This window comes from Phyllobacterium chamaecytisi, from assembly GCF_020164455.1.
In the GTDB taxonomy this organism is placed as follows: Bacteria; Pseudomonadota; Alphaproteobacteria; order Rhizobiales; family Rhizobiaceae; genus Phyllobacterium; species Phyllobacterium chamaecytisi.
Map to the genome: position 1 here is coordinate 1 of NZ_JAIQWW010000028.1, position 20,247 is coordinate 20,247.

The 20,247-nt window shown below is 57.1% G+C and carries 21 protein-coding genes and 4 pseudogenes; 15 read left to right on the forward strand and 10 right to left on the reverse strand.

The window, feature by feature from the left end; translation table 11 throughout:
• Both LB462_RS28080 and paoC read left to right on the forward strand, forming a co-directional pair.
• Positions 1 to 798, forward strand: a 798-nt coding sequence (locus LB462_RS28080) for an FAD binding domain-containing protein (RefSeq protein WP_224514894.1), incomplete at its 5' end; no start/stop codon positions are given.
• Between the two features lie 3 nt (positions 799 to 801).
• Positions 802 to 2,997: an aldehyde oxidoreductase molybdenum-binding subunit PaoC gene (gene paoC, locus LB462_RS28085; protein WP_224514896.1), complete on the forward strand. Its 2,196-nt coding sequence runs from the start codon at positions 802 to 804 to the stop codon at positions 2,995 to 2,997.
• A 228-nt stretch (positions 2,998 to 3,225) separates the two neighbouring features.
• Here the strand turns inward: paoC and LB462_RS28090 are convergent.
• Positions 3,226 to 3,881: pseudogene (locus LB462_RS28090) on the reverse strand (IS6 family transposase).
• A 309-nt stretch (positions 3,882 to 4,190) separates the two neighbouring features.
• Here LB462_RS28090 and LB462_RS28095 point away from each other — a divergent pair.
• From LB462_RS28095 to LB462_RS28105, 3 genes are all read left to right on the forward strand, one after another.
• Complete coding sequence (locus LB462_RS28095) at positions 4,191 to 4,502, forward strand: aldo/keto reductase (RefSeq protein ID WP_224515011.1); 312 nt, start codon at positions 4,191 to 4,193, stop codon at positions 4,500 to 4,502.
• Between the two features lie 38 nt (positions 4,503 to 4,540).
• Positions 4,541 to 5,095 carry a nuclear transport factor 2 family protein gene (locus LB462_RS28100; RefSeq protein WP_224514898.1) on the forward strand — a complete coding sequence of 185 codons (555 nt, stop codon included), beginning with the start codon at positions 4,541 to 4,543 and terminating at the stop codon, positions 5,093 to 5,095.
• 107 nt (positions 5,096 to 5,202) lie between these two features.
• On the forward strand, positions 5,203 to 5,529 hold the full coding sequence (locus tag LB462_RS28105; protein ID WP_224514900.1) for an Atu4866 domain-containing protein: 327 nt from the start codon (positions 5,203 to 5,205) through the stop codon (positions 5,527 to 5,529).
• Positions 5,530 to 5,633: 104 nt separating this feature from the next.
• Here LB462_RS28105 and LB462_RS28110 read toward each other — a convergent pair whose 3' ends face one another.
• Positions 5,634 to 5,849, reverse strand: a complete 216-nt coding sequence (locus tag LB462_RS28110) for a LysR substrate-binding domain-containing protein (protein ID WP_370637327.1) — start codon at positions 5,847 to 5,849, stop codon at positions 5,634 to 5,636.
• A 418-nt stretch (positions 5,850 to 6,267) separates the two neighbouring features.
• The gene (locus tag LB462_RS28115) at positions 6,268 to 6,795 is read right to left on the reverse strand and encodes an invasion associated locus B family protein (RefSeq protein WP_224514902.1); all 528 of its coding nucleotides are present in this window, start codon (positions 6,793 to 6,795) and stop codon (positions 6,268 to 6,270) included.
• A 728-nt stretch (positions 6,796 to 7,523) separates the two neighbouring features.
• On the opposite strand from LB462_RS28115, the gene LB462_RS28120 reads away from it, so the two are divergent.
• From LB462_RS28120 to LB462_RS31840, 7 genes and pseudogenes are all read left to right on the forward strand, one after another.
• Positions 7,524 to 7,988, forward strand: a complete 465-nt coding sequence (locus LB462_RS28120) for a DUF992 domain-containing protein (protein WP_224514904.1) — start codon at positions 7,524 to 7,526, stop codon at positions 7,986 to 7,988.
• A 2-nt stretch (positions 7,989 to 7,990) separates the two neighbouring features.
• Entirely contained in the window at positions 7,991 to 9,268 is a 1,278-nt protein-coding gene (locus LB462_RS28125; RefSeq protein WP_370637328.1) for an alpha/beta hydrolase, read from the forward strand.
• A gap of 12 nt (positions 9,269 to 9,280) precedes the next feature.
• The gene (locus tag LB462_RS31675; protein ID WP_224514908.1) at positions 9,281 to 11,143 is read left to right on the forward strand and encodes a mechanosensitive ion channel family protein; all 1,863 of its coding nucleotides are present in this window, start codon (positions 9,281 to 9,283) and stop codon (positions 11,141 to 11,143) included.
• A 362-nt stretch (positions 11,144 to 11,505) separates the two neighbouring features.
• The gene (locus LB462_RS28135) at positions 11,506 to 12,558 is read left to right on the forward strand and encodes an AraC family transcriptional regulator (RefSeq protein ID WP_224514920.1); all 1,053 of its coding nucleotides are present in this window, start codon (positions 11,506 to 11,508) and stop codon (positions 12,556 to 12,558) included.
• Positions 12,559 to 12,913: 355 nt separating this feature from the next.
• Complete coding sequence (locus LB462_RS28140) at positions 12,914 to 13,399, forward strand: hypothetical protein (protein ID WP_224514922.1); 486 nt, start codon at positions 12,914 to 12,916, stop codon at positions 13,397 to 13,399.
• 197 nt (positions 13,400 to 13,596) lie between these two features.
• Positions 13,597 to 13,935: a nucleotidyl transferase AbiEii/AbiGii toxin family protein gene (locus LB462_RS31835; protein ID WP_444359188.1), complete on the forward strand. Its 339-nt coding sequence runs from the start codon at positions 13,597 to 13,599 to the stop codon at positions 13,933 to 13,935.
• 72 nt (positions 13,936 to 14,007) lie between these two features.
• Positions 14,008 to 14,631 (forward strand): annotated as a pseudogene (locus LB462_RS31840) (nucleotidyl transferase AbiEii/AbiGii toxin family protein); the annotation flags it as partial.
• Between the two features lie 13 nt (positions 14,632 to 14,644).
• On the opposite strand, the gene LB462_RS28150 reads toward LB462_RS31840, so the two are convergent.
• From LB462_RS28150 to LB462_RS28180, 7 genes and pseudogenes are all read right to left on the reverse strand, one after another.
• Positions 14,645 to 14,857 (reverse strand): hypothetical protein, encoded by a 213-nt coding sequence (locus LB462_RS28150; RefSeq protein ID WP_224514924.1) that lies wholly within the window; start codon positions 14,855 to 14,857, stop codon positions 14,645 to 14,647.
• Positions 14,858 to 15,022: 165 nt separating this feature from the next.
• Positions 15,023 to 15,256 (reverse strand): annotated as a pseudogene (locus LB462_RS28155) (MFS transporter); the annotation flags it as partial.
• Between the two features lie 301 nt (positions 15,257 to 15,557).
• Complete coding sequence (locus tag LB462_RS28160; protein ID WP_224514926.1) at positions 15,558 to 15,956, reverse strand: hypothetical protein; 399 nt, start codon at positions 15,954 to 15,956, stop codon at positions 15,558 to 15,560.
• 18 nt (positions 15,957 to 15,974) lie between these two features.
• Positions 15,975 to 16,211, reverse strand: coding sequence for a hypothetical protein (locus tag LB462_RS28165; protein ID WP_224514927.1), 237 nt, complete (start codon positions 16,209 to 16,211; stop codon positions 15,975 to 15,977).
• A 147-nt stretch (positions 16,212 to 16,358) separates the two neighbouring features.
• Positions 16,359 to 16,802, reverse strand: coding sequence for a DoxX family protein (locus tag LB462_RS28170; RefSeq protein WP_224514929.1), 444 nt, complete (start codon positions 16,800 to 16,802; stop codon positions 16,359 to 16,361).
• 53 nt (positions 16,803 to 16,855) lie between these two features.
• Positions 16,856 to 17,317, reverse strand: a complete 462-nt coding sequence (locus LB462_RS28175) for a tetratricopeptide repeat protein (protein WP_224514931.1) — start codon at positions 17,315 to 17,317, stop codon at positions 16,856 to 16,858.
• Between the two features lie 20 nt (positions 17,318 to 17,337).
• On the reverse strand, positions 17,338 to 18,312 hold the full coding sequence (locus LB462_RS28180; protein ID WP_224514932.1) for an MBL fold metallo-hydrolase: 975 nt from the start codon (positions 18,310 to 18,312) through the stop codon (positions 17,338 to 17,340).
• 594 nt (positions 18,313 to 18,906) lie between these two features.
• Here LB462_RS28180 and LB462_RS28185 point away from each other — a divergent pair.
• The 3 genes and pseudogenes from LB462_RS28185 (at position 18,907) to LB462_RS28190 (ending at position 20,237) form a co-directional block, all read left to right on the forward strand.
• Positions 18,907 to 19,443: a sigma-70 family RNA polymerase sigma factor gene (locus LB462_RS28185; RefSeq protein WP_370637329.1), complete on the forward strand. Its 537-nt coding sequence runs from the start codon at positions 18,907 to 18,909 to the stop codon at positions 19,441 to 19,443.
• A 5-nt stretch (positions 19,444 to 19,448) separates the two neighbouring features.
• Positions 19,449 to 19,556 (forward strand): annotated as a pseudogene (locus LB462_RS31680) (anti-sigma factor family protein); the annotation flags it as partial.
• A gap of 114 nt (positions 19,557 to 19,670) precedes the next feature.
• Positions 19,671 to 20,237, forward strand: coding sequence for an anti-sigma factor family protein (locus LB462_RS28190; protein WP_370637331.1), 567 nt, complete (start codon positions 19,671 to 19,673; stop codon positions 20,235 to 20,237).
• The last annotated feature ends 10 nt before the right edge of the window (positions 20,238 to 20,247 follow it).

Consider the following 20,247-nt stretch of genomic DNA (forward strand, 5'->3'; position numbering starts at 1 on the left):
AACGGTCTTGGTCTGGATAAGATCGAACCGACTCCAGAGGGTGGCGTCCGCATCGGCGCCCTGGTGCGTAACACCGATCTTGCCGCCGACGAGAGGATCCGCCGCGATTATGGTCTTCTGTCGCGCGCGCTCGTGGCGGGAGCCTCCGGCCAGTTGCGCAACAAGGCGACGACCGCGGGCAACCTCCTGCAACGCACGCGCTGTCCGTACTTCTACGACACCAACCAGCCGTGCAACAAGCGCCAGCCGGGTAGCGGATGTTCCGCGATCGGCGGGATCACACGCCAGCACGCCGTCGTCGGCACGAGCGAATCCTGTATCGCCACCCATCCGAGCGACATGGCCATCGCCATGCGAACGCTCGACGCCACGATTGAGACAGTGAATGCTGACGGCGTCCGGCGCTCTATCCCGATCGCCGACTTTCACCGCTTGCCAGGCGACACGCCTGAGCGCGATACTGTTCTTGAAAAGGGCGAGTTCGTCACCGCCGCCATGCTGCCGCCCCCGATCGGCGGCAAGCATATCTACCGCAAGGTCCGCGACCGCGCATCCTACGCCTTCGCCCTCGTTTCCGTCGGAGCGGTTATCCAGCCCGACGGGACCGGCCGTGTCGCCGTCGGCGGTATCGCGCACAAGCCGTGGCGCATGGAATCTGCGGACGCCGAACTGCCCAAGGGCGCAAGAGCGGCGTCCAGCGTTCTTTTGTCGGACGCGCGTCCCACCGATCAGAACCGGTTCAAGGTCGCTCTCGTCGAGCGCACACTCAGCGCTGTCATTGCGGAAGCCAAGGGGTAAGCCATGCAGTTCGATACACCAGTCACCAACAATCCGATCGATCGCCTCAAAGTGGTCGGCCAGCCGATCCACCGTATTGACGGTCCGCTAAAGGTGACCGGCCGGGCGATCTACGCCTATGAATGGCATGATCCCAAAGTACAGTGCGCCTACGGATATCCGGTAGGCGCCGCCATCGCGAAGGGCCACATCAAGTCGATGGACGTCTCCGGCGCCAAGAAGGCCGCAGGCGTGATTGCCGTCGTGACCGCGCCCGAAGTCGGTGATCGGAAGAAAGGCAAGTTCAACACCGCGAAACTGTTCGGCGGCGACGAGGTGCAGCATTATCATCAGGCGATCGCAGTCGTCGTGGCAGAGACGTTTGAACAGGCGCGTGCCGCCGCTGCGCTCGTAAAGGTCGACTATACCGAGGAGTCAGGCGCGTTTGATCTGAAGCAGGCGATGCAAACCGCGGTAAAGCCTGAGTCCGGCGATCCGGACTCAGGCGCGGGGGATTTCGAGGCCGCCTTCAGGTCTGCGGCAGTCACGCTTGACCAAACCTACACCACGCCCGATCAGTCGCACGCGATGATGGAGCCGCATGCCTCCATCGCCGCCTGGGACGGAGACGAGCTGACGGTCTGGACCTCAAGCCAGATGATTGACTGGTGGCGGACCGACCTCGCCACGACCCTCGGCATCGATAAGGAGAAGATTCACCTGATGTCGCCTTTCATCGGAGGCGGCTTCGGCAGCAAGCTGTTCCTGCGTTCCGACGCCGTATTGGCGGCATTTGCCGCCCGGGCCGCCGGCCGCCCGGTCAAAGTGGCACTGCCCCGCCCGTTCCTGATGAACAACACGACGCACCGACCGGCGACAGTTCAGCGCCTGCGCATCGGTGCCGAACGCGACGGCAGGATCACCGCGATTGCGCATGAGAGCTGGTCGGGCGACCTTCCCGGCGGACAGCCCGAGACTGCCGTCATGCAGACCCGGCTGCTTTATGCCGGAGCAAACCGCATGACCGCAATGCGCCTTGCAACGCTCGATCTTCCGGAGGGCAATGCCATGCGGGCTCCGGGTGAGGCGCCCGGCCTGATGGCGCTTGAAATTGCCATGGACGAAGTGGCGGAGAAGCTCGGTATCGATCCGGTCGAATTCCGCATCATCAACGACACCCAGGTCGATCCTGAAAAGCCGGAGCGGCCGTTCTCTCACCGCGACCTTGTCGGCTGTCTCAAGCTCGGCGCGGAGCGTTTCGGGTGGAACGGACGCGGCAGACCCGGCTTGCAGCGCGACGGCAACTGGCTGATCGGCACAGGCGTCGCCGCGGCGTTCAGAAACAACCTGCTCCTTCCCTCGGGAGCACGCGTGCGGCTCGACCGGGAAGGTGTGGTCAGCGTCGAGACCGACATGACCGACATCGGAACGGGGAGCTACACCATCATCGCGCAGACCGCGGCGGAAATACTTGGCGTGACTGTTGACAAGGTCAGCGTCCAACTTGGCGATTCACGTTTCCCGGTGTCTTCAGGTTCTGGCGGGCAGTTTGGCGCAAACTGTTCCACGTCAGGCGTCTATGCGGCCTGTGTGAAGCTGCGGGAGGCCGTAGCACAGAAGCTTGGCTTCAACTCCGAGGACGTTCTCTTCGAAGACGGCGAAGTCCGCTCCGGCAACAGGTCGGTGCCGCTCGCCGAAGCCGCGGGCCCAGACGGTCTCGTCGGCGAGGACACCATCACATGGGGCGACCTGTCAGAGACGCACCAGCAGTCGACCTTCGGCGCGCACTTTGTCGAAGTCGGCGTCGATGCCGCGACCGGAGAGAGCCGTATCCGCCGCATGCTGGCGGTTTGCGCGGCTGGACGCATCCTCAATCCGATTACGGCCCGCAGCCAGGTGATCGGCGCGATGACCATGGGTGCGGGCGGGGCCTTGTCCGAAGAGCTTGCCGTAGATACCCGCCGCGGCTTTTTCGTCAACCACGATCTCGCCGGCTACGAGGTGGCAGTGCATGCCGATATCCCGCACCAGGAGGTGATCTTCATGGACGAGACCGATCCGATGTCGTCGCCTATGAAGGCGAAGGGGATCGGCGAACTTGGCCTGTGCGGCGTTTCCGCCGCCATCGCCAACGCCATCTATAACGCCACGGGTGTCAGGGTTCGGCACTATCCGATCACGCTTGACAAGTTGATCGGCGGGCTGCCGGACGTCGCCTGACGCAATTGATGGCGGTCGTCGTTATGGCCCGTCCCTCCAAGAAGGAATAGCTCTGACCGAGATCATTATTCAGGTTCTCTGCCGATGCCTTTTCAAGGGGGGCTTGCGGTTAGCGCCGGACCGGATCTCAAAAATCAATGGCGTGGGTAGCTCTGAAAGTCCAGCAAATATCCCCGGGGGGTTGTCACGTTGTGTGAAGCAGGCGGCAACAATGCCCGTCAGAGAATTTCAGTCACGCGTGCCAGTGACGGCTTTCCACGCCGCCATGGCGTTAAGACGGAGCAGATGAATTTGGAATGAAGAGCGGCTTGTGCGGGGTGAGACGAAGAGATTGCGGATTGCCGAGAAGATCGAGACGAAGCGCTGTAGCCCTCCCGGAGATCGGAAGCCTTGCATCATTCGCTCCCTTTTCCGCAGCGGCACATGCGAGTTTTCCGCCCGGTTGTTGAGACCCTTGTGGGAGCGATGCTCGACTTCTGGCATGACTTGACGCTTTGCTGCTCCGTATGAGCGCAGCTTGCAGTGATTATGCGCTTTGGCGCCAGGCCTCGTTTCTTCAGCAGGCGGACGAGTAACCGCTTGGCTGCCTTGGTGTTGCGGCGGGTCTGGACAATCTCGTCGGGCACATATCCGTCCTGATCGACGGCCGGCCACAACCAGTGTCTCTTGCCGGCGATCGAGATCACGACTTCGTCCAGATGCCCAATATCATTCGTCGAAGGCCGCTTGGGGCGAAGACGACGGACATAGCTGAAACCAAACTTCCGGCCCCATCGACGGATTGTTTCAGAGGAGACGACGACGCCGCGCTCCAGCAGCATCTCCTCCACCAGCCGCAGGCTCAAAGGGAACCGATAATAGAGCCAGACCGCATGGGCGATGATCTGCGGCGGAAAGCGATGGTTCTTGTAGCTGAAGTTGGGCTCAACGAATTAGCCCCGAACCGTTAAATCACAAATAACCTGACAGCTCCCGTTAATGACGTGTCTAGGCCATCAAGGCGCTATTCGGCAGGCGGTGCCAATCGGGCGCTTACAGATCATTTCCTCGCAACTAGGTCCTACAGTTTGTGAGGAGTGCTCGATTTCTGTACGGCCCTGACTAACCGTCAGCTCGCTGCGACTAAGCAGAATTGAAGGCTGACCAGCCGGAAAGGTGTCATAGCTTCGTCCGGGCATCTGAACGAACGTGCGATCGAAATTGCGGACGAGGTTCGAGCCGTCGCCGAGGAGGCCAACTCCACACCATCGCGCGTGGCGCTTGCCTGGACGCTGGCCAATCCGACCGTCGTCTCCCCCATCATCGGCGCCCGCACGCTCGCCCAGGCCGAGGACAATCTCGGAGCTCTGGATCTGGTGCTTACCCCGGAACAACTGGATCGACTGAACCGGATCAGCGCACCGAGCCCCGTCTTTTCCGGTCGCTTCACGCAGCGCCCCCTCGTCCAGCAACTGATCTTCGGCGGCGCCGCAGTCGAACGCCGCAACTTCATGGCAGGTCGATAGGCCTGGCAAGCCCTCAGCAACAGGAAAGGATAAATACCATGACCATCCTCTCGACATGCCACCGGGTCGCCGGCGCGAGCCGAACAGCTCTGATCACACTGGCATTGCTCTCACTCGCCCTGCCGGGTGCAGCCATTGCCACCACCACGGCAACGCAGGCGCCGGTTCCAGACAGTGCAGCGATCGAACGGCAGAATAGGGCGATCGTCGAAGCCGCCTTCGAAAAATGGCGCGGGGGCACCTACGTCTTCGCGGAACTTCTCGCTCCCGACGTCGTGTGGACGATCCATGGCTCCGGGTCGGTCGCCGGCACCTATCGCAACCAGAAGGACTTCATCGAACAGGCATCGCTTCCTCTAACCAGCCGTCTAGCGACGCCGGTCGTGCCGGCGGTGCATGACATCTTTGCCGACGGCGACACGATCATCATCCGCTTCGACGGAACGGCGACCACGACGTCGGGCGCACCTTATCGTAACCAGTTTGTCTGGATATTCGAGATGAAGGACGGCCTCGTCGTGAATGCGGAGGCCTTCCTGGACCTCGTTGCCTATCAGCAGGTTGTCGATAGCAACGCGCCGCGTCCTCAATGACCGACGCCCGCGGCCTCGGCAGAACTTAATGTCTGCCGAACCGGCACCGCGCACCGATGGGCTATCGCCTCCAAACCGAGAACAGCAACGTTTAAAGGAGCCAGACTATGCGACAGGCTTTTGCAGCACTCATCACGGCCACTCTTTCGATTCAACCCGTAGAAGCACAGGAGACCAATTTGCAGCCGAGCCATCCCTACGTTGGCATGTGGGTCACCGACGACAACCGTGTTCGCCATGAACTTCTGCCGAGCGGACGCTATGTCGAGGCCCGCGGTCAGCGAGAGCGAGCCTATGAGGGTCGCTACGAAGTCGACGGGACGCATATCGAGTACTGGGACGACACGGGCTTCACTGCCGACGGCGATTTCGTCGATGCCAACACATTGCACCATGGCGGCATGATCTTGCGTCGCAAGCCAGCGACGCCCTGACATACCAGGCGAGCATCCGCAATGCGAAAACAGCTCAAAGCGATGGGAGCCGCAGGTCTTCCTCATCCATCTGACAGGGTCGGATGCCATTCACCGTCGCCCCGTCATCGTGTTCTGTCCACTTCTCGCAAGAGGTCGATGAAGGCCCGAAGCGGGGATGGGACGTGCCGGCTGCGCGGGTAATAGAAGGCCAGACCAGGCGTCGGCGGGCACCAGTCATCAAGCACGGTCACCAGGTGACCGGACCCCAGAAACGGCTGGGCGAAGTATTCCGGGACATAAGGATACCGCGCCCGTCCGCCGCCGCATGAAACGCACATCGCCACCGAACTTCACCGCGACCATGTCTTTCGGGACGATACGGCGCTTCAGTTGTGCGGCATTGTGTGGTCGCTCACTGGAATGTTAGGACGCTTCATCAAGCCTTCTTCCGCTGCGATGGAGCAAAAAGCGCACCGAATTCAGCAACGCCAACAGGTCCGGCTTGCATAGAGAGAATGATTTCGGGCAGTTGATCAAGCCAAGCATCACACAGATTGAGGAAGACCCAAATTAAGAGGGAAAGCGACAAGAAGCCAGACCGAGGACCTGTCCCATTGCATAAACTCAACAGACATACGCCCCTGCGCGCAGCTTCTCCCGATCGTCATCGACGAATATCGAGGAATCGACAACCGGGAGCGGAAAGCTACACCAGTCCTCGTCCGACCTCCAGTGCGTTCGCTTACGGGTGGCGAGTCAATGCTTGAGACATTTGCGGCCCGCTGCCATTGCCTTGTACGTCCCCTTCAGATCGACGACGAAGGTTCCCTTGGTTTCCGGAAACACGATCATTGTGTATTTCTTCGCCACGTCGCGCTTGAACTTGGGGTCGTCGGTCAAGATGTAGCCGCCAGAAAGTCCGCCCTTGAGTTCGCCGCTCGTGCTGGTGGCGACGCCCTTGTAGAGATTGCCGTCGATGGAGACGAAGATGTCTGAGGTGTTCCCGTTTTTCAGGCCGATATCCTGCTTCGTGAACACGCCGAGATACCCGACCTGCTGATCTGCGGTAACGCCCATTTGCACCGAACTTGGGCCGTCCGAGCGCACGATCAGGCAGTCTCCGCGGGTTTGATTTGTATAGACGGTCCATCCCTCGATATCGTCCCCATAACGGACAAGCACATCGCTGGCCTTGGGAAGAGGATTTGCGTCTTGTGCGTAGGCTGCCGTCGCAGACAAAAGTGCGAGTGACGTTGCAGCGATGAGTGTCATGAAATTTCGCATAAATACTCCCCTCGTTTGCGGGCTGAATTGTTCTGTGAACGTGTGCAACATATTGGATCGCTCCGAGAACGTGTTGCTCTTCCAGTGTCTTCACTCGCACATCCGCGGGTCAAAGTCGCGTAACCTACTGTATGCTACTGGATCCACGACAGGCAGCAGGAAGATGCCTAGGATGAACCAGCAATGGCATCATCAGGTCACCGGTTTTAGAATGGTTAATTGGGGTGGAGTGCCCTCCATGAGAGGCCGGATATGGAGTGCCGCCTTGCAGCCCAGCGATGGCCGAGGTTTGTCGCTTAAACTCGGCGCGGTCTTGACTGGTTGGAATCTGCAGACTTGGAAGAAGTTTGAGATCCAAACATGGAGACATTCAAAGAGACGCAAAGAAAGGCGCTTGCGAGCATCAGGTCTGGCGCTGTTGCCTGTAAGCTACTGTAACATACTCCCGGGCCCGCAAATCATTGCCTAGATCGAGCCAGCTGTGGTCATGAGCAGCTAACCATCGGGTGATGCAACACGGGGATCATATGCAATGACTAGACTTGGTTTGCTCAGTGGGGCGATTGTGATCGCTTCGCTATCCTTGGCTGGGATTGGTCGAGCCGATACAAATAGCAGGGCTGTAACCGTTACGTACTTCACATCCTTTTCTGAAAAGAACCTATGGAGGTTCGCCGGAACCCGACTGAACGGTGTTTCAACTGACCAAAGAAGACTAGGAGTTGCAAATGACTTTCTTTCATAAGGTGCTTGCCGGTGCCGCCGCGTTCATACCGTTCGACGCAAATGCGGAATCTGTCCAGATTGGAACGCTCGCCTGCGACGTTTCCAAAGGGATCGGAATGTTTGTCGTGGAGAAGCAAAAACTGACCTGCTCGTTCAAGCCAAAAAGCGGCAACGCCGAGAACTATACCGGATCGATCGACGAATACGGTATCGCAATCGGCGAAGTCGCATCAGGCCACCTGATCTGGGGCGTCGTCGCAGCCAACAGCGGACTTCCGGCAGGCGCGCTCACAGGCACCTATGCCGGTGTTGGAGCCAATGCCTCGGTCGGGCCCGGAGCAGGTGCAAACATTCTTGTCGGGGGTACGGGCAAAGCGTTTTCCTTGCAGCCGATTTCGGTCGAGGGACAAGAGGGCATCAACTTCGCCGGAGGGGTCACGACCGTTACTCTAAACCCGGCACCTTGATCATGGTGCGATACGGTATGGGGTGGACCTTAATGCTTGTGCTCGCCGTTTTGACGGCGGGCTGTGCCGGGCGACCGAAAAACGTATTGTTGCCCGTCGCTGAATCGTCTCCGGGCGCAAGCAAAGTCGAAATGCTGGTGACGACGACGCGAAGCCGTTCCAGCGTCCCCGGCCAAATGTTCAGCGGCGAACGTGGGCTTACCCCTTCCTTTGCCGACATCACCGTATCGATCCCGCCGAGCAAAGTGCGCAAAATCGGTGAAGTCTCCTGGCCGAAGAGGCTTCCCTCCAATCCTGCGACGGACTTTGCAGTCCTGAAGGCCGACGCGTTGACGCTGGATGCAGCAAAGTCACGGCTGAACGTTTTGGTGAGGAAGAATCCGGATCACAGCGTCATCGTCTTCATTCACGGTTTCAACAACCGATTTGAGGATTCGGTTTATCGTTTCGCACAAATCATGCAGGATTCCGGCATACCCAATACGCCGGTTCTGGTTACCTGGCCTTCGCGCGGCAGCCTGCTGGCCTATGGATATGACCGCGAGAGCACCAACTACACGAGAAATGCCCTCGAAACGCTGTTCCAATATCTGGCGAAAGATCCTGAGATAAAGGATGTTTCCATCCTCGCCCACTCCATGGGCAATTGGCTTGCCCTGGAGTCGTTGCGCCAGATGGCCATCCGCAACGGCAGACTGCCGGCGAAATTCAAGAACGTCATGCTTGCCGATGCCGACGTCGATGTCGATGTTTTCCGCTCCCAGATTGCGGACATGGGGCCGCAGCGCCCCAAGTTCACTCTCTTTGTCTCCCGCGATGACCGCGCCTTGGCGCTGTCCCGGCGAGTGTGGGGCGATATCCCGAGAATAGGCTCCATCGATCCGGAACAATCGCCCTACAAGGAGGAATTGGCCGCGAACAAGATCGCGGTGATTGACCTCACAAAAATCAAGGCCGGAGACAGGCTTCACCACAGCAAGTTCGCCCAATCTCCACAAATCGTGCAGCTCATTGGTGCGCGCATCTCGCAAGGCCAGACCTTGACCGACAGCAGGGTCGGGCTCGGCGACAAACTTCTCGCCGCCACGACCGGAACGGCGGCGGCAGCGGGGAGTGCAGCCGGGTTGATCCTTTCCGCGCCAATTGCCGTGGTCGACCAGAACACCCGGGAGAACTACGCAAACCAGATGGCCGGGTTGAGCGGGGCGAAGAGCGGTGCAAAACGACCAGTTGTTAATGACTGTAGTGCTACACCTGCTTCCACGAAACGATGCGATTGAGACGGATGCGGCGTGAGTGAAGAAACAGTGGTGGACCTTGACGTCAATTCGGCCATAGCGACCGTCGAACGGGTTGCCGAGGGTTTTGCCGCTGGGCTGCACGCGCGATTTTCTGCTTTCTCGGGGCTGCCAAACGAGTGGAATAGCTTGCAGGACTCCATGGCCACAGCATCGACGTCCCGCCTCCATCTTTTCTCTGCTGTCTTTCTGGTGGTCGTGCTCACTGCGGGGACCCTTCTTGCGCTTGAGCGACAAGTGAAAGTCCGGTACGCCGCGCAGGGTTTGTTGCGAAGATTTATGATGGATATTGTAGCGGCGGGCATTGCCCTGGCTGTGGGCCTTATTGCAGCAAAATTGCTGGAGCCGTCCGGATTGCCGTTGCGGACGCTCAGATTGTGGGCGGTCGTGACGGTCATCGTCTGCAGTGTTGTGTGCCTCACGCGGTTCGTCCTGATGGCATCGCGTCGGCCTGAAGTTCGCCGCCGTTCCTTTCATATGCTGGCACTGTCCCGGGATCTGTCGATCGCCGTCAGCTGGGCAGTCGTGGGTATCGCCCTTGTCACTACGTTGCAGGTTTGGGATGCAGGACCTGCATTGAGGGACCTGACCCGAACCGTCTTGATGGCGGTGCCGACTTATCTCCTGCTTGCGGCAGTGGTGTGGCGGCACAGGCGCACGATGGCGAGTGCCGTTGCTGGTCCGCGCCCGAGAAGTCAATGGCGCAATCGTCTCGCCCGGCGCTGGCCGGCAATCAGCATCGTATTCCTCGTCGTTACGTTCATCATCAGCCAAGCGGCGCTCACCCTGGGAACGCCGTTGCCCGGATCGGCGGTGATTGTGACCGTCCTGATGGTGTTTCTGACTCCCCATCTTGACGCGATGATCGCCAATTGGGCGCAGCGAAAACTCGAGCGGGACCATATTTCCATTGCGGCGGCGGCGGCACGCCAGACAGCCCGCTTCGCCATTCTCATCGGCACGGTTGCCATGGTGAGCACCTTATGGTCAACGCCGCTTGCCATGGGATTGGGCTTCCAATTGCGAAGCATCACGCGCGAAGCGTTCGAAATTACCGTGATCGCGCTTTTGGCAGCATATTTGTGGAACATGATCGGGACAGTGACGAGCCGCGCCTTGCAGGGAACACATCCCGCATCAGCGCCTGACAATGATGCACTGGACGCACCCCGATCAAGGTTGGGGACGATTGTTCCGCTTATCAGCGGGGTGGGAAAATCGAGCATTCTCGCGCTGGCGCTCCTCTCGGTTCTGATTTCTTTCGGTGTCAACGTTTGGCCGTTGATCACGGGTCTGAGCGTTTTTGGCCTCGCCATCGGGTTCGGTTCGCAAACGCTGGTGAAAGATGTCGTGTCAGGACTTTTCTTCCTGATCGACGACGCCTTCCGCTTCGGCGAATACATCGAAACGTCGGGTGCCAAGGGAACCGTCGAGAAAATTTCGATACGGTCCGTGTCCCTTCGAAACTCTCGCGGCTCGATCGCGACGGTGCCCTACGGGCAGATAGGGAAGATCCAGAATTTCAGTCGCGACTGGGCGATTGAAAAGCTGACATTTCGGGTTGCGTTCGATACGGACGTCGACCTGGTCCGCAAGCTTTTCAAGAAAATCGGACAGGACATCGCCGCAAATCCGGAGCTTGCTCCGGACCTGATAGAGCCCTTCAAGAGCAAAGGTATCGGCGACGTTGAAGACGGCACGCTGATCATCAAGGCATCCTTCACCGCAAGACCTGGCAAACAATCGATGATCCGGCGCACGGTTTTGATGGCGGTTCAAAGCGCCTTTCGGGAGAACGGCATCAAAGCGGTTCCAAAACCGATGACGGCAAATCCGGAGCCAGAAGCCGCTGGTTAGGATGGGGTTAACGAAGGCAACTGTGGCTCCGTCGACTGGCGACGATGATGATGGGGTTCTGGCATTGGCCGTGCCGACTGCGATGGAGGCGAATACCACGACAATTGGTGTGCCCGCCCACAACAACGATCTTGCATTTGTTGCGACCAGCTGTCGAAACCAATAAAGTCGCGGGCTACTCGGCCACACATGACATTCAGCTGAATTTGCAAGTTCGGTGCAATCCGGTACAGGAAGAGACTACCTAGAGGAAATGCTTCTGAACGCTTCGTCCGATATCCGGGGCCGATCGAAACACGCGGTGTTTCGCTTGGGGCTGCCAGCGGGCGTAATGATAACTGCTGCCATCTGTGAGCGCGCCCATGCCGCACAATTACGGTAATACCGTTCAGACACTTGTCTCAGATCCAACAGGTATGGGCGTGCCCGCTCGTTTGGCCTTGGCCTATCTCGAACGAAAACACATCGATCCGGACCCGCTGCTTAAACGGTGCGGCCTGGAACGCGCTTCTCTCGAGGCGGGCAAACGTATCAAGCTGACCTCTCAGATCGCGTTTCTGAGCGAAGTCGGCGAAGCAGTCGGCAATGAGTGGTTGGGGCTCGATTTGGCCGATGAGGTCGATCTGCGCGAGATGGGGATGATCTACTATGTGACAGCGTCGTCGCATACGTTTGAAGAGGCACTCCGCCGTCTGATGCGATATGTGCGGTTGGGCAATGAGGCACTCGTGCTCCAGATGGACCAGGGAGCAATCTGTAGGGTAACGCTTTCCTATTCAGGTGTCGCCCGCCACAGGGATCGCCATCAGACAGAGTTTCTGACAATGGTGCTCCTGCGTCTGTGTCGCAAGCTTCTCGGCCAGCATATTGTTCCGGTCTCCGCGAGTTTTGTGCATCACCGTATTCGTGATCTTGGTGCAATCCGGAAGAGATTTGGCTGTGATGTCGCGTTCGATGCCTTTGCCGACCAGCTGAGCTTCGATGGAACTTTGCTGGAGCGACCGATCGTTGGAGACGACCCCCATCTCAACGAATTAATGGTCAAGCTCTGCGAGGATGCGCTCGCTGTCAGGGCATCCAACGTAAGTGCGTTTCGCACGCTGGTCGAGAACACAATCGCCCCGCTTCTTCCTCACGCCGAGGCAAATGCGGCCATCGTGGCAAGGCGGCTGGGCCTAAGCGAACGGACGTTTGCCCGGCGCCTGGCCGCGGACGGAGTTTCCTTTGGCGAGATACTCGACGGCCTGCGCCGTGAGATGGCGCTCGACTACCTCCAGGAGGGGCTTCAGGTCTCTCAGATCGCCTGGCTGCTCGGCTTTGGACAATTGAGTTCGTTCAGCCATGCCTGCCGTCGCTGGACGGGCAAATGCCCATCGGAACACCGGCGTGCCTCCAAGCAAAGATTGATTGCCTGAACTACTGCCTTGCAGCGACGCAAATTGATCTTTTGCCGGATAGAGGCAGCCAAAGTTTGTTTCTTTAAGCCAATGCTTTGCGCTTTGACGCCAACTCACTTGCAGATTTGACTGCGACTACAATCTTTCCGTTCGAGTTGAGGAACGGGGCAATCGTCACTTAACCTCATTTTCGACCACCCGACGTGAGCACGAACCAAGTGCTGCAACATCGAACCATTTGGACACAAGCCCGGCTGTGCGGGGGCTCGCGCAGGAAGTTGCCTCTCCCGTGAAGATGCAGGCAGCCGCAATTTCGTGTGCGACTGCAATGACGCGTGTTCCCATTCAGGAACAGGAATAAGGAAGCTAGCCGATGACAAACAAATTGGACGAGATAATGCAAATGATCCATGCCGCCGACAGGGCAGCGGAGTGGCGCTTCATGCAGATTGGACCGCTTGGCCGCTACCTGATCCTGGAACAGTCCATCACGCCGACACTCCGGGGCGAAGATGTCGGGATACAATGGGTGAAGAAACAGTGTGAGATGGCGGACGACTTTGACGCAGCCCATGCGGAAGAGCGTTACCGCAAGCCCGTCAAGCGGCTGGCGGCGGCACCGTTTCCTGCCGCTGGTTCGGGTTACGATGCACTCGTTGCACTGTTGCGCATTGCACACGACAGTCCATCCCATAACCCGCAATCGGATGAACTGGGAAACTTCATCTGCCTGCATGGCAATGACGGCTATGACTACGAAGAGCGCGCAGAAGTCCTGCGCAATATCCCGTTGGAATTCGTCAACGGTTTTTGGGCCGGCGTGAAGGAAGGCTATGAAGAATTCAACGAAGCTCGATAACTGTTGGATGCAGGCGACATTAATGCCAAGCCTTACAAGCCACACGCAGCGAGACGACTGTGTCAACTCGGTTGATCCGGTTTGCCGACCTTTTTCCTGAGCTCACAGTGTGCCACCCAGACACGCAACAACTAAGACCGCGATGATCGCCACCTCTAAGGCCGCAGCATAAAACCTACGCGGACACCGTCCGGCTTTTGCTGGCAGTTGCACCAACCGTATTTGCGAATGAAATATTCGCGATGAAGGGAGGCACTGCCATCAATCTTGTCGTCCGGGACATGCCACGGCTGTCGGTGGATATTGATGTTGTCTACACGCCTTGGCAGGTGCCGCGCGAGGAAGCGCTGCAGGCGATAAACTCGGAGCTGGCGGCGATAGCGGGCAGAGTTGACGCATTGGGTCTCACATCATGCTTGATAAAAAGCCAGGAACTCGGTGAGACGAAGATGGTCGTTGAAATGACTGAGAGGTCAAGGTCGAGGTCAATGTCGTGTTCCGTGGCACTGTGCTCCCGGTTGAGCGGCTGCCGCTAATTCGCGCACACAGGAACTTTTTGCGGTCGAATTTGAGCTTCCCGTCCTTGCAGTTGATGAACTCTATGCGGGAAAGCTGTCGCAGCTTTGGATCGGCAGCATCCGCGCGACCTTTTCGACGTCTGGCAACTGTTTGAGATCGGTGGCTTCACAGACAGAATGGTTGAATGCTTCGTGATCTATCTTCCGGGCCATAACCGCCCCACTCACGAAGTCCTGTTTGGCAACGACAAGAATATCGCGGGGGACTACAACAGCAGTTTCGTCGGCATGCCAGAAACGGAATGCCCTTTGGCTACGCTTCTGGAAACCCGGCTACGCTTGAGAAACGAACTTCCGGCGCGACTGACTAAATCACACCGGAATTTCCTGGCAGGACTGGCACACTCCGAACCTGGCTCGTCGTGCTGCAATACCCTGCGCTCCGATGGAAGGTTGCTAACCTTGAAATTTTCCGCGATCACCGCCCGAAAGATTTCGAGGCACAGGCGCGCACTCTTAAGCAGCGGCTTTCCGTGTAGGGTGAAGTCACTCGCACGTGTGTTCGCCAAAGCAAAGGCCTTGCGATCACGTCACCGCTCACCGTGGCAGGGGATAGTGCTCTGCGATGAACGCTATCTCCAGTGCATCTGTAAGGATTGCCACGACACCATCAAGCAGCAGGAAGAGCAAGCTACGCTGCACCTGCGTTGGTGATTGGGATTGTTCCTCAGGTTTTATCTCTGTTAGCCCGCTCGAAGCCTTCGTTCCATTGCTTCCAGTGACGCGAGTTTTCGCGGTAGGGATTGACCAACTTGACGCCGGTTTCTCTTGAGCGGCGAGCGTCTCTCAGCCCATTGTTGTAAGGGACACCCTGCCTCCGGTCGATTTCGGGTTTTGGTTTGGCCGCTCCGGGTTTGATCGAAGCTTTGACTACGGCCATCAGTGCGTCGAAGTGCTGTTTGAGGTTCATCTTGTCAGAATACTTATCTGTAACGATTGAACAATACATGCCCAATGCGTTGGACCAAGCGTGACCCCGAGCAGGCGATGGCTGATCCAATCCTTGTCTCGCACAAGGAACATGGACTGATGCTTGCTACGTGGCAAGAGCATCGCGGTTCACGGGCCGGCGCAGGTTCATCATGCCAAGCGCCATGAATGCGCCGCCTCCCAGGCCCTGCGCGAAACCGGCGAGGATCAGCAGTAGAAGGTTGCCCGCGAAGGCGCTCACTGCGGGGGCCACGGTGAACAGAGCGAAGCCGCCCAAGAAGACACGTCCCGCGCCGTAAATTTCCCCGCGCCACAGGGGAAGAATGGTGACGAGTACGGCCAGGTGATAGGTCCGGCGCTCTCTGACTGCGAGAAGTTTCGGTCGCATATAGTCGGCATCATTCAAGTAGACGGTGGTGCTGCGCCGTTCCACCCGTATTCGATGTTTGGCCGGCACCACTTTTTCCGGGAGCATTGTCCCTACCGTCGGCGGAGGCGCCATCGGGTTCGCAATAGCTTTTCGCGGTACCGGAGGTGAAATCGTCTGCGGTTGCGCAATTTTCGGCTTCGCCGGTTCAATGGCAACAGCCGCCAGGTCTTGGCTCGTGCGCTGAAGCGATGCGAGGAAGTTCGATTCCATCGCCATGAGATTACTCCGCAGCTTCAGACATGGCGTTTTCGCCAAACAATTCATTGAACAGGGCGGCGCCATCGGCGATCGACTTCGGGTCGGCATTCGGGACCGTGTAGAGAGTGCCCCCGAGCTGCATGGCTTTGTAGACCTTGCGGGACGGCAACGTGGCTCTGGCCACCTTCATGTCGCTTTCGGTCAATAGGTCCCAGAATTCCCGGATCTTCCTCGCCCGTTGATCGATGATATCGTGGTCCGTCAGGACCACGGTGATCGACGGCAAGATCGGGCGCTGCCGGCCCAGTTCTACTTCCAGGCGATCACCCCCAAGAGCGCTGAGCCACCTCAGATATCGCGACAAATTGCGGGGAGAAGGCGCATCGCCGGCTTTCAAAGCACGCGTATAACTAAAGAACAAGGCGATTTGGGTCCGGTTCTAATATTGGCGTTTGCTACTTCCGATCCGGGTATCATGGGGCGAAACGACCTCTTTCAAATGCGTTACCACACGGCGGTAGTGGTTAGCGGTCTGAGAGGATATATCTTCGACTTTTCCCATCCTGTCTTTACGGTGAGCAGTCTGAAGGCCCTTTTCAAGGCGATCAGCCTGAGCTTCATGTTCCGTTTTTGCATTTCTCAGGCGTTCGATAAATTGATCTTGTGTTCTACCCATTTTGCTCTCCACGGACGTCGTCTCGGTTAAAAGTTTATTGCGGAGGGATATTTCAATAGGTGATCATCCTGCTGCGAAATGACTTGCCAGCAGATCAGATTCTTCTGATGAGTCTTTATATTGGGAACCAAACTATGCCCCGAATATTCAAGACATCAGCAACTGGCCCAGCCATTGGGATTTGATGGACCTCGACAGGATATTGTCGAAGGAAATTCTGCCTGGACCGCGGATGGCCAAAGCCAGCATTCCGCCCGCGATGGCCAAGTCTTTTTCAAAATGCAGCAACTCGTTCTGGTCAATGAAATGTGTGTGAAATAGAACCGCGGTCATTATGCAAAAAATGCCAAGCCCAAGTGCTCCCAAGCGTGTGCAAAATCCAAATGCGATCAATGATCCTGCAATAATTTGCAACGCGATTGTAGCCAGAACCAGCGGCGTGCTGATCCCAGCCTTTGTCATTACCGTGATGGAGCCGTCCAAGTGCGTGGCGAGGGTAAGTCCCTCGTGCAGAAATATCCAGGCCAGCAAAAGGCGGCTGATGAGCACGGCAAGATCAATGCCGCGTATGCCTTTGAGTGGTGTGTTCACCTTCGCTACTCCTTGTGGGAAAGAAGCGCGCGGCGTTTAACCGCGCACTATCCTTAGTTAACGCCTCTCGATGCTATGTATTTTTGGAGATCGCCCAGTTCGTCGCAGCCAGCCGGGCAAAGCAGGGTCAACGAGGTGAGCTGCTCCTTGGCCTTGTCCATCTTGCCGGTATCGACATATAATTCCCCAAGATATTCCCGCGCAGCCTTGTGATCGGGCTCAAGGTCCAGGGCCTTTTGATAATAGGTGAGGGACGTATCGAAATCGCCGGTTTTGCGCAGGGTAAATCCCAGCAGATTGTAGACGTCCGCCTGCTGATTGTCCTCGGCCAAACCACGTAGTTCCGACAGCGCGCTTGTGTAGTCTTTGGCGGCTATTTTTGCGCGAACGGAGGTCAGATCGGCGGTTCCTGAGGTTTCCATATTGTCGACTGCAAAGGCCGGATAGTGACCTGCAGCCGACGCAATCGTCACAAGGGCTAGGCCGATAGTAGCGGCGAATTTGTTCCTGCTCATGATTATGCGCTCCTTGTTGGTTAAGATTGGATGGTAGGGGTAAAGCCGTAGGCATTGCCGTCCTTGACGAACGTGCCTGAACCTGGAAATGGAAAATGCGAGCCGCAAATGCTCATATTATCCGCTATGACTCGATCGATCAGATGATGGCGCGTTGAAACCGCTGTCGGTCCATCTTGATCATAACTTCCCTGCCATTCCGGATGGGGCGCAAGCAAAGCCGGAACGTACATCGTGTCTGCCGAGACAAGAAGTTGGTCTTTGCCTGACGTTACGAGAAAAGCGGAGTGGCCAGGCGTGTGGCCGGGCGCTTGGATAAGATGGACACCGGGAGCTACTTCCGCGCCGTCCTTGACCAGGTTCCAGTTCTTCCAGGTCGGAAAGACACTTGCAATCCTTTTACCCGCTGGCTTCCTGCCATCGGCGAGCTTGTCAACGCGGCCAGGATCAGTCCACCAATTGTATTCGGTCTCGTTGACGATGAGCTCAGCATTGCTGAAGACCGGTGCATTCGTCCCCTTTTCCATCAATCCCCAAATATGATCCGGGTGGAAATGCGAGATGACGACCGTGTCGATCTTTGTGTAGTCTATACCGGCCGCTTTCATATTTGCCGGTAAGTGCGTGGCATTCGCTTGCCACTGACCGACGCCGGAACCTGCATCCATCATGATCAGCCGGTCGCCCATCTTTAGGACGACGACAGTCAACGGGATGGGCATGAATTCAGTCGTAAGGCCGGCTTTCGCGAGCGCCTCCTTTGTTTGTTCGATAGAAGCATTCCCGATGAATGTCGCATCATGCGGTTTACGCCAGATTCCATCATAGACAGCGGTCACTTCAATTGATCCGACAGTGTATTTGTGAAATCCAATCGTTGGTTCAATCTGGGCCCCGGCTGATGCCGGAAGGACAAACTCCAGCTTTCCTGCTAGCCCAAAAGCCGCCGCTGCAAGTCCTGATCCGAGTACCGTGCGGCGTGTCATATCAAACATGTGCGTTCTCCTTTATCGATTTGGCTTCTGCCAGGCGGAGAACATGAAAAGACAAGCGCCTCCGCTGATAGAGTAGATTGGGCAAGGCGCTGGTTTATTCCGTGAAGCCCAGCCTAAATAAATAAGTCGTTGAAATGGCTAGACTATATTTGCGGCAAACGCGTTTGGCGCGTTCAATCGACCGGATTAGACATAAGCCATCGACGCGTGCATCGTTGCTGCGCGTCAAACTGTTCAATCGGGTCGCGCAGTAAAAATATTTGAAATAGGGAATATTTTAAGCGCTGATTTGATCTAGGTGTTGAGCGTCGTGGGCGAGGAGCTTTCACGGCATGAGGCAATCGCCTGAAAGATGAAAAGATAGAAGCCATGCGTTCAGCACACACATCTGCATTCTATATGGAATCGTTATTCGCAGGGATTGGTACATATCTTGGAGCAAAACTGAGGCGTTCTGCTTGGACGATTCTGATCAACAACAGCCATCGCACGCGGCAGATTTCGCCAGACTTCAGGAATGAGGCGTTGGCGATGGTGTCGTCACTGGCAAGCAGTCAAACCAGCTCGCGATCTGCAAACTCTGACAGATCGCTCTTGTTCCAAGATCTGATTATTCCGCATTTGGATGCCGCCTATAATTTTGCGCGCTATCTCAGCCGGGATGCAGACGCGGCGCAGGATATAGTGCAAGAGGCATTTTTGCGGGCCTATCGTAACTTCGATGGTTACCATGGCGGCGATCCCCGCTCCTGGATCTTTGCGATTGTACGAAATTGTTTCCATGCCTGGTCACACGACCTGAGACGCAAGCATCGCTTCGAGATGCCTTTGACAGATGGATTTCACGATGGCGGGCCTTCCGCGCCGTCCGTGCATGACATTGCTTCAGAGGAGGACACTCCAGAAATTGCGCTAATGCGTACGTCTCAATCGGAGTGCGTTCGCTCCGTCATCAGTGAACTGCCCGTCGACCTGCGCGAAATCTTGGTCCTGCGCGAGCTCGAACAACTATCATACCGGCAGATTGCGGACATCATTGACTTGCCTCTAGGCACGGTCATGTCGCGCCTCGCCCGGGCCAGGCGAGCATTTGGCAAATTATGGCATAACACAAACCCGGGAGAGGAATAAGTACGATGGCCGATTCCCAAAATTGCCCCGACTGGGTTGTTATGATGCATGGTTACCTCGATGGTGAACTCGATGCGGTCCATTCCTTGAAGTTTGAGCAACACCTCGAAAGTTGCGACAATTGCTCCAAGCAATTGGAAAAAGCTCAACGATTACGGCAAGTCATCGGTCAGGACGGTGTGAGCTGGCGCATGCCGGCCGATGTCCGCGAGCGGGTCCTCGCAACCGTGGCGCATCAGGCGACCTATGCATACCACATTGGAAAATCGAGCGCGTTCGCCAATTGGCTCAATTTCCTAAAGCGCTGGAGCTATATCCCATCGCTTGCAGGCATAGCGGCGAGTCTTTTTCTCGTATTCTCCCTGCCGCCCCAGGAGGGATCGCTTCAGAACCAACTTGTTGCAAGTCATGTCAGGTCGCTGCTCGCCAATCATCTGACCGATGTGCAAACGTCAGATCAGCACACCGTCAAACCTTGGTTCAATGGAAAGATTGATTTTTCTCCACCGGTTGTTGATTTGGCGACACAAGGCTTTCCACTCGTAGGAGGGCGTGTGGACTATGTTGACGGAAAGGTCGTAGCAGCGCTCATATATCGCCGGCATGCCCACGTCATCAATCTGTTCATTTGGCCTTCGACAAAGCTCGATCTCAGCAGCGCTTCTTACGACGGATACAATCTTGTCAAATGGACCGACAAAGGACTGGCTTTTTGGGCGGTTTCTGATGTTGGGGCGGAGGACCTTGCATCTTTTCGCCAACTGTTTTTGGGAGCTGCCGGAAAATTGAATTGATCAGGCGCGG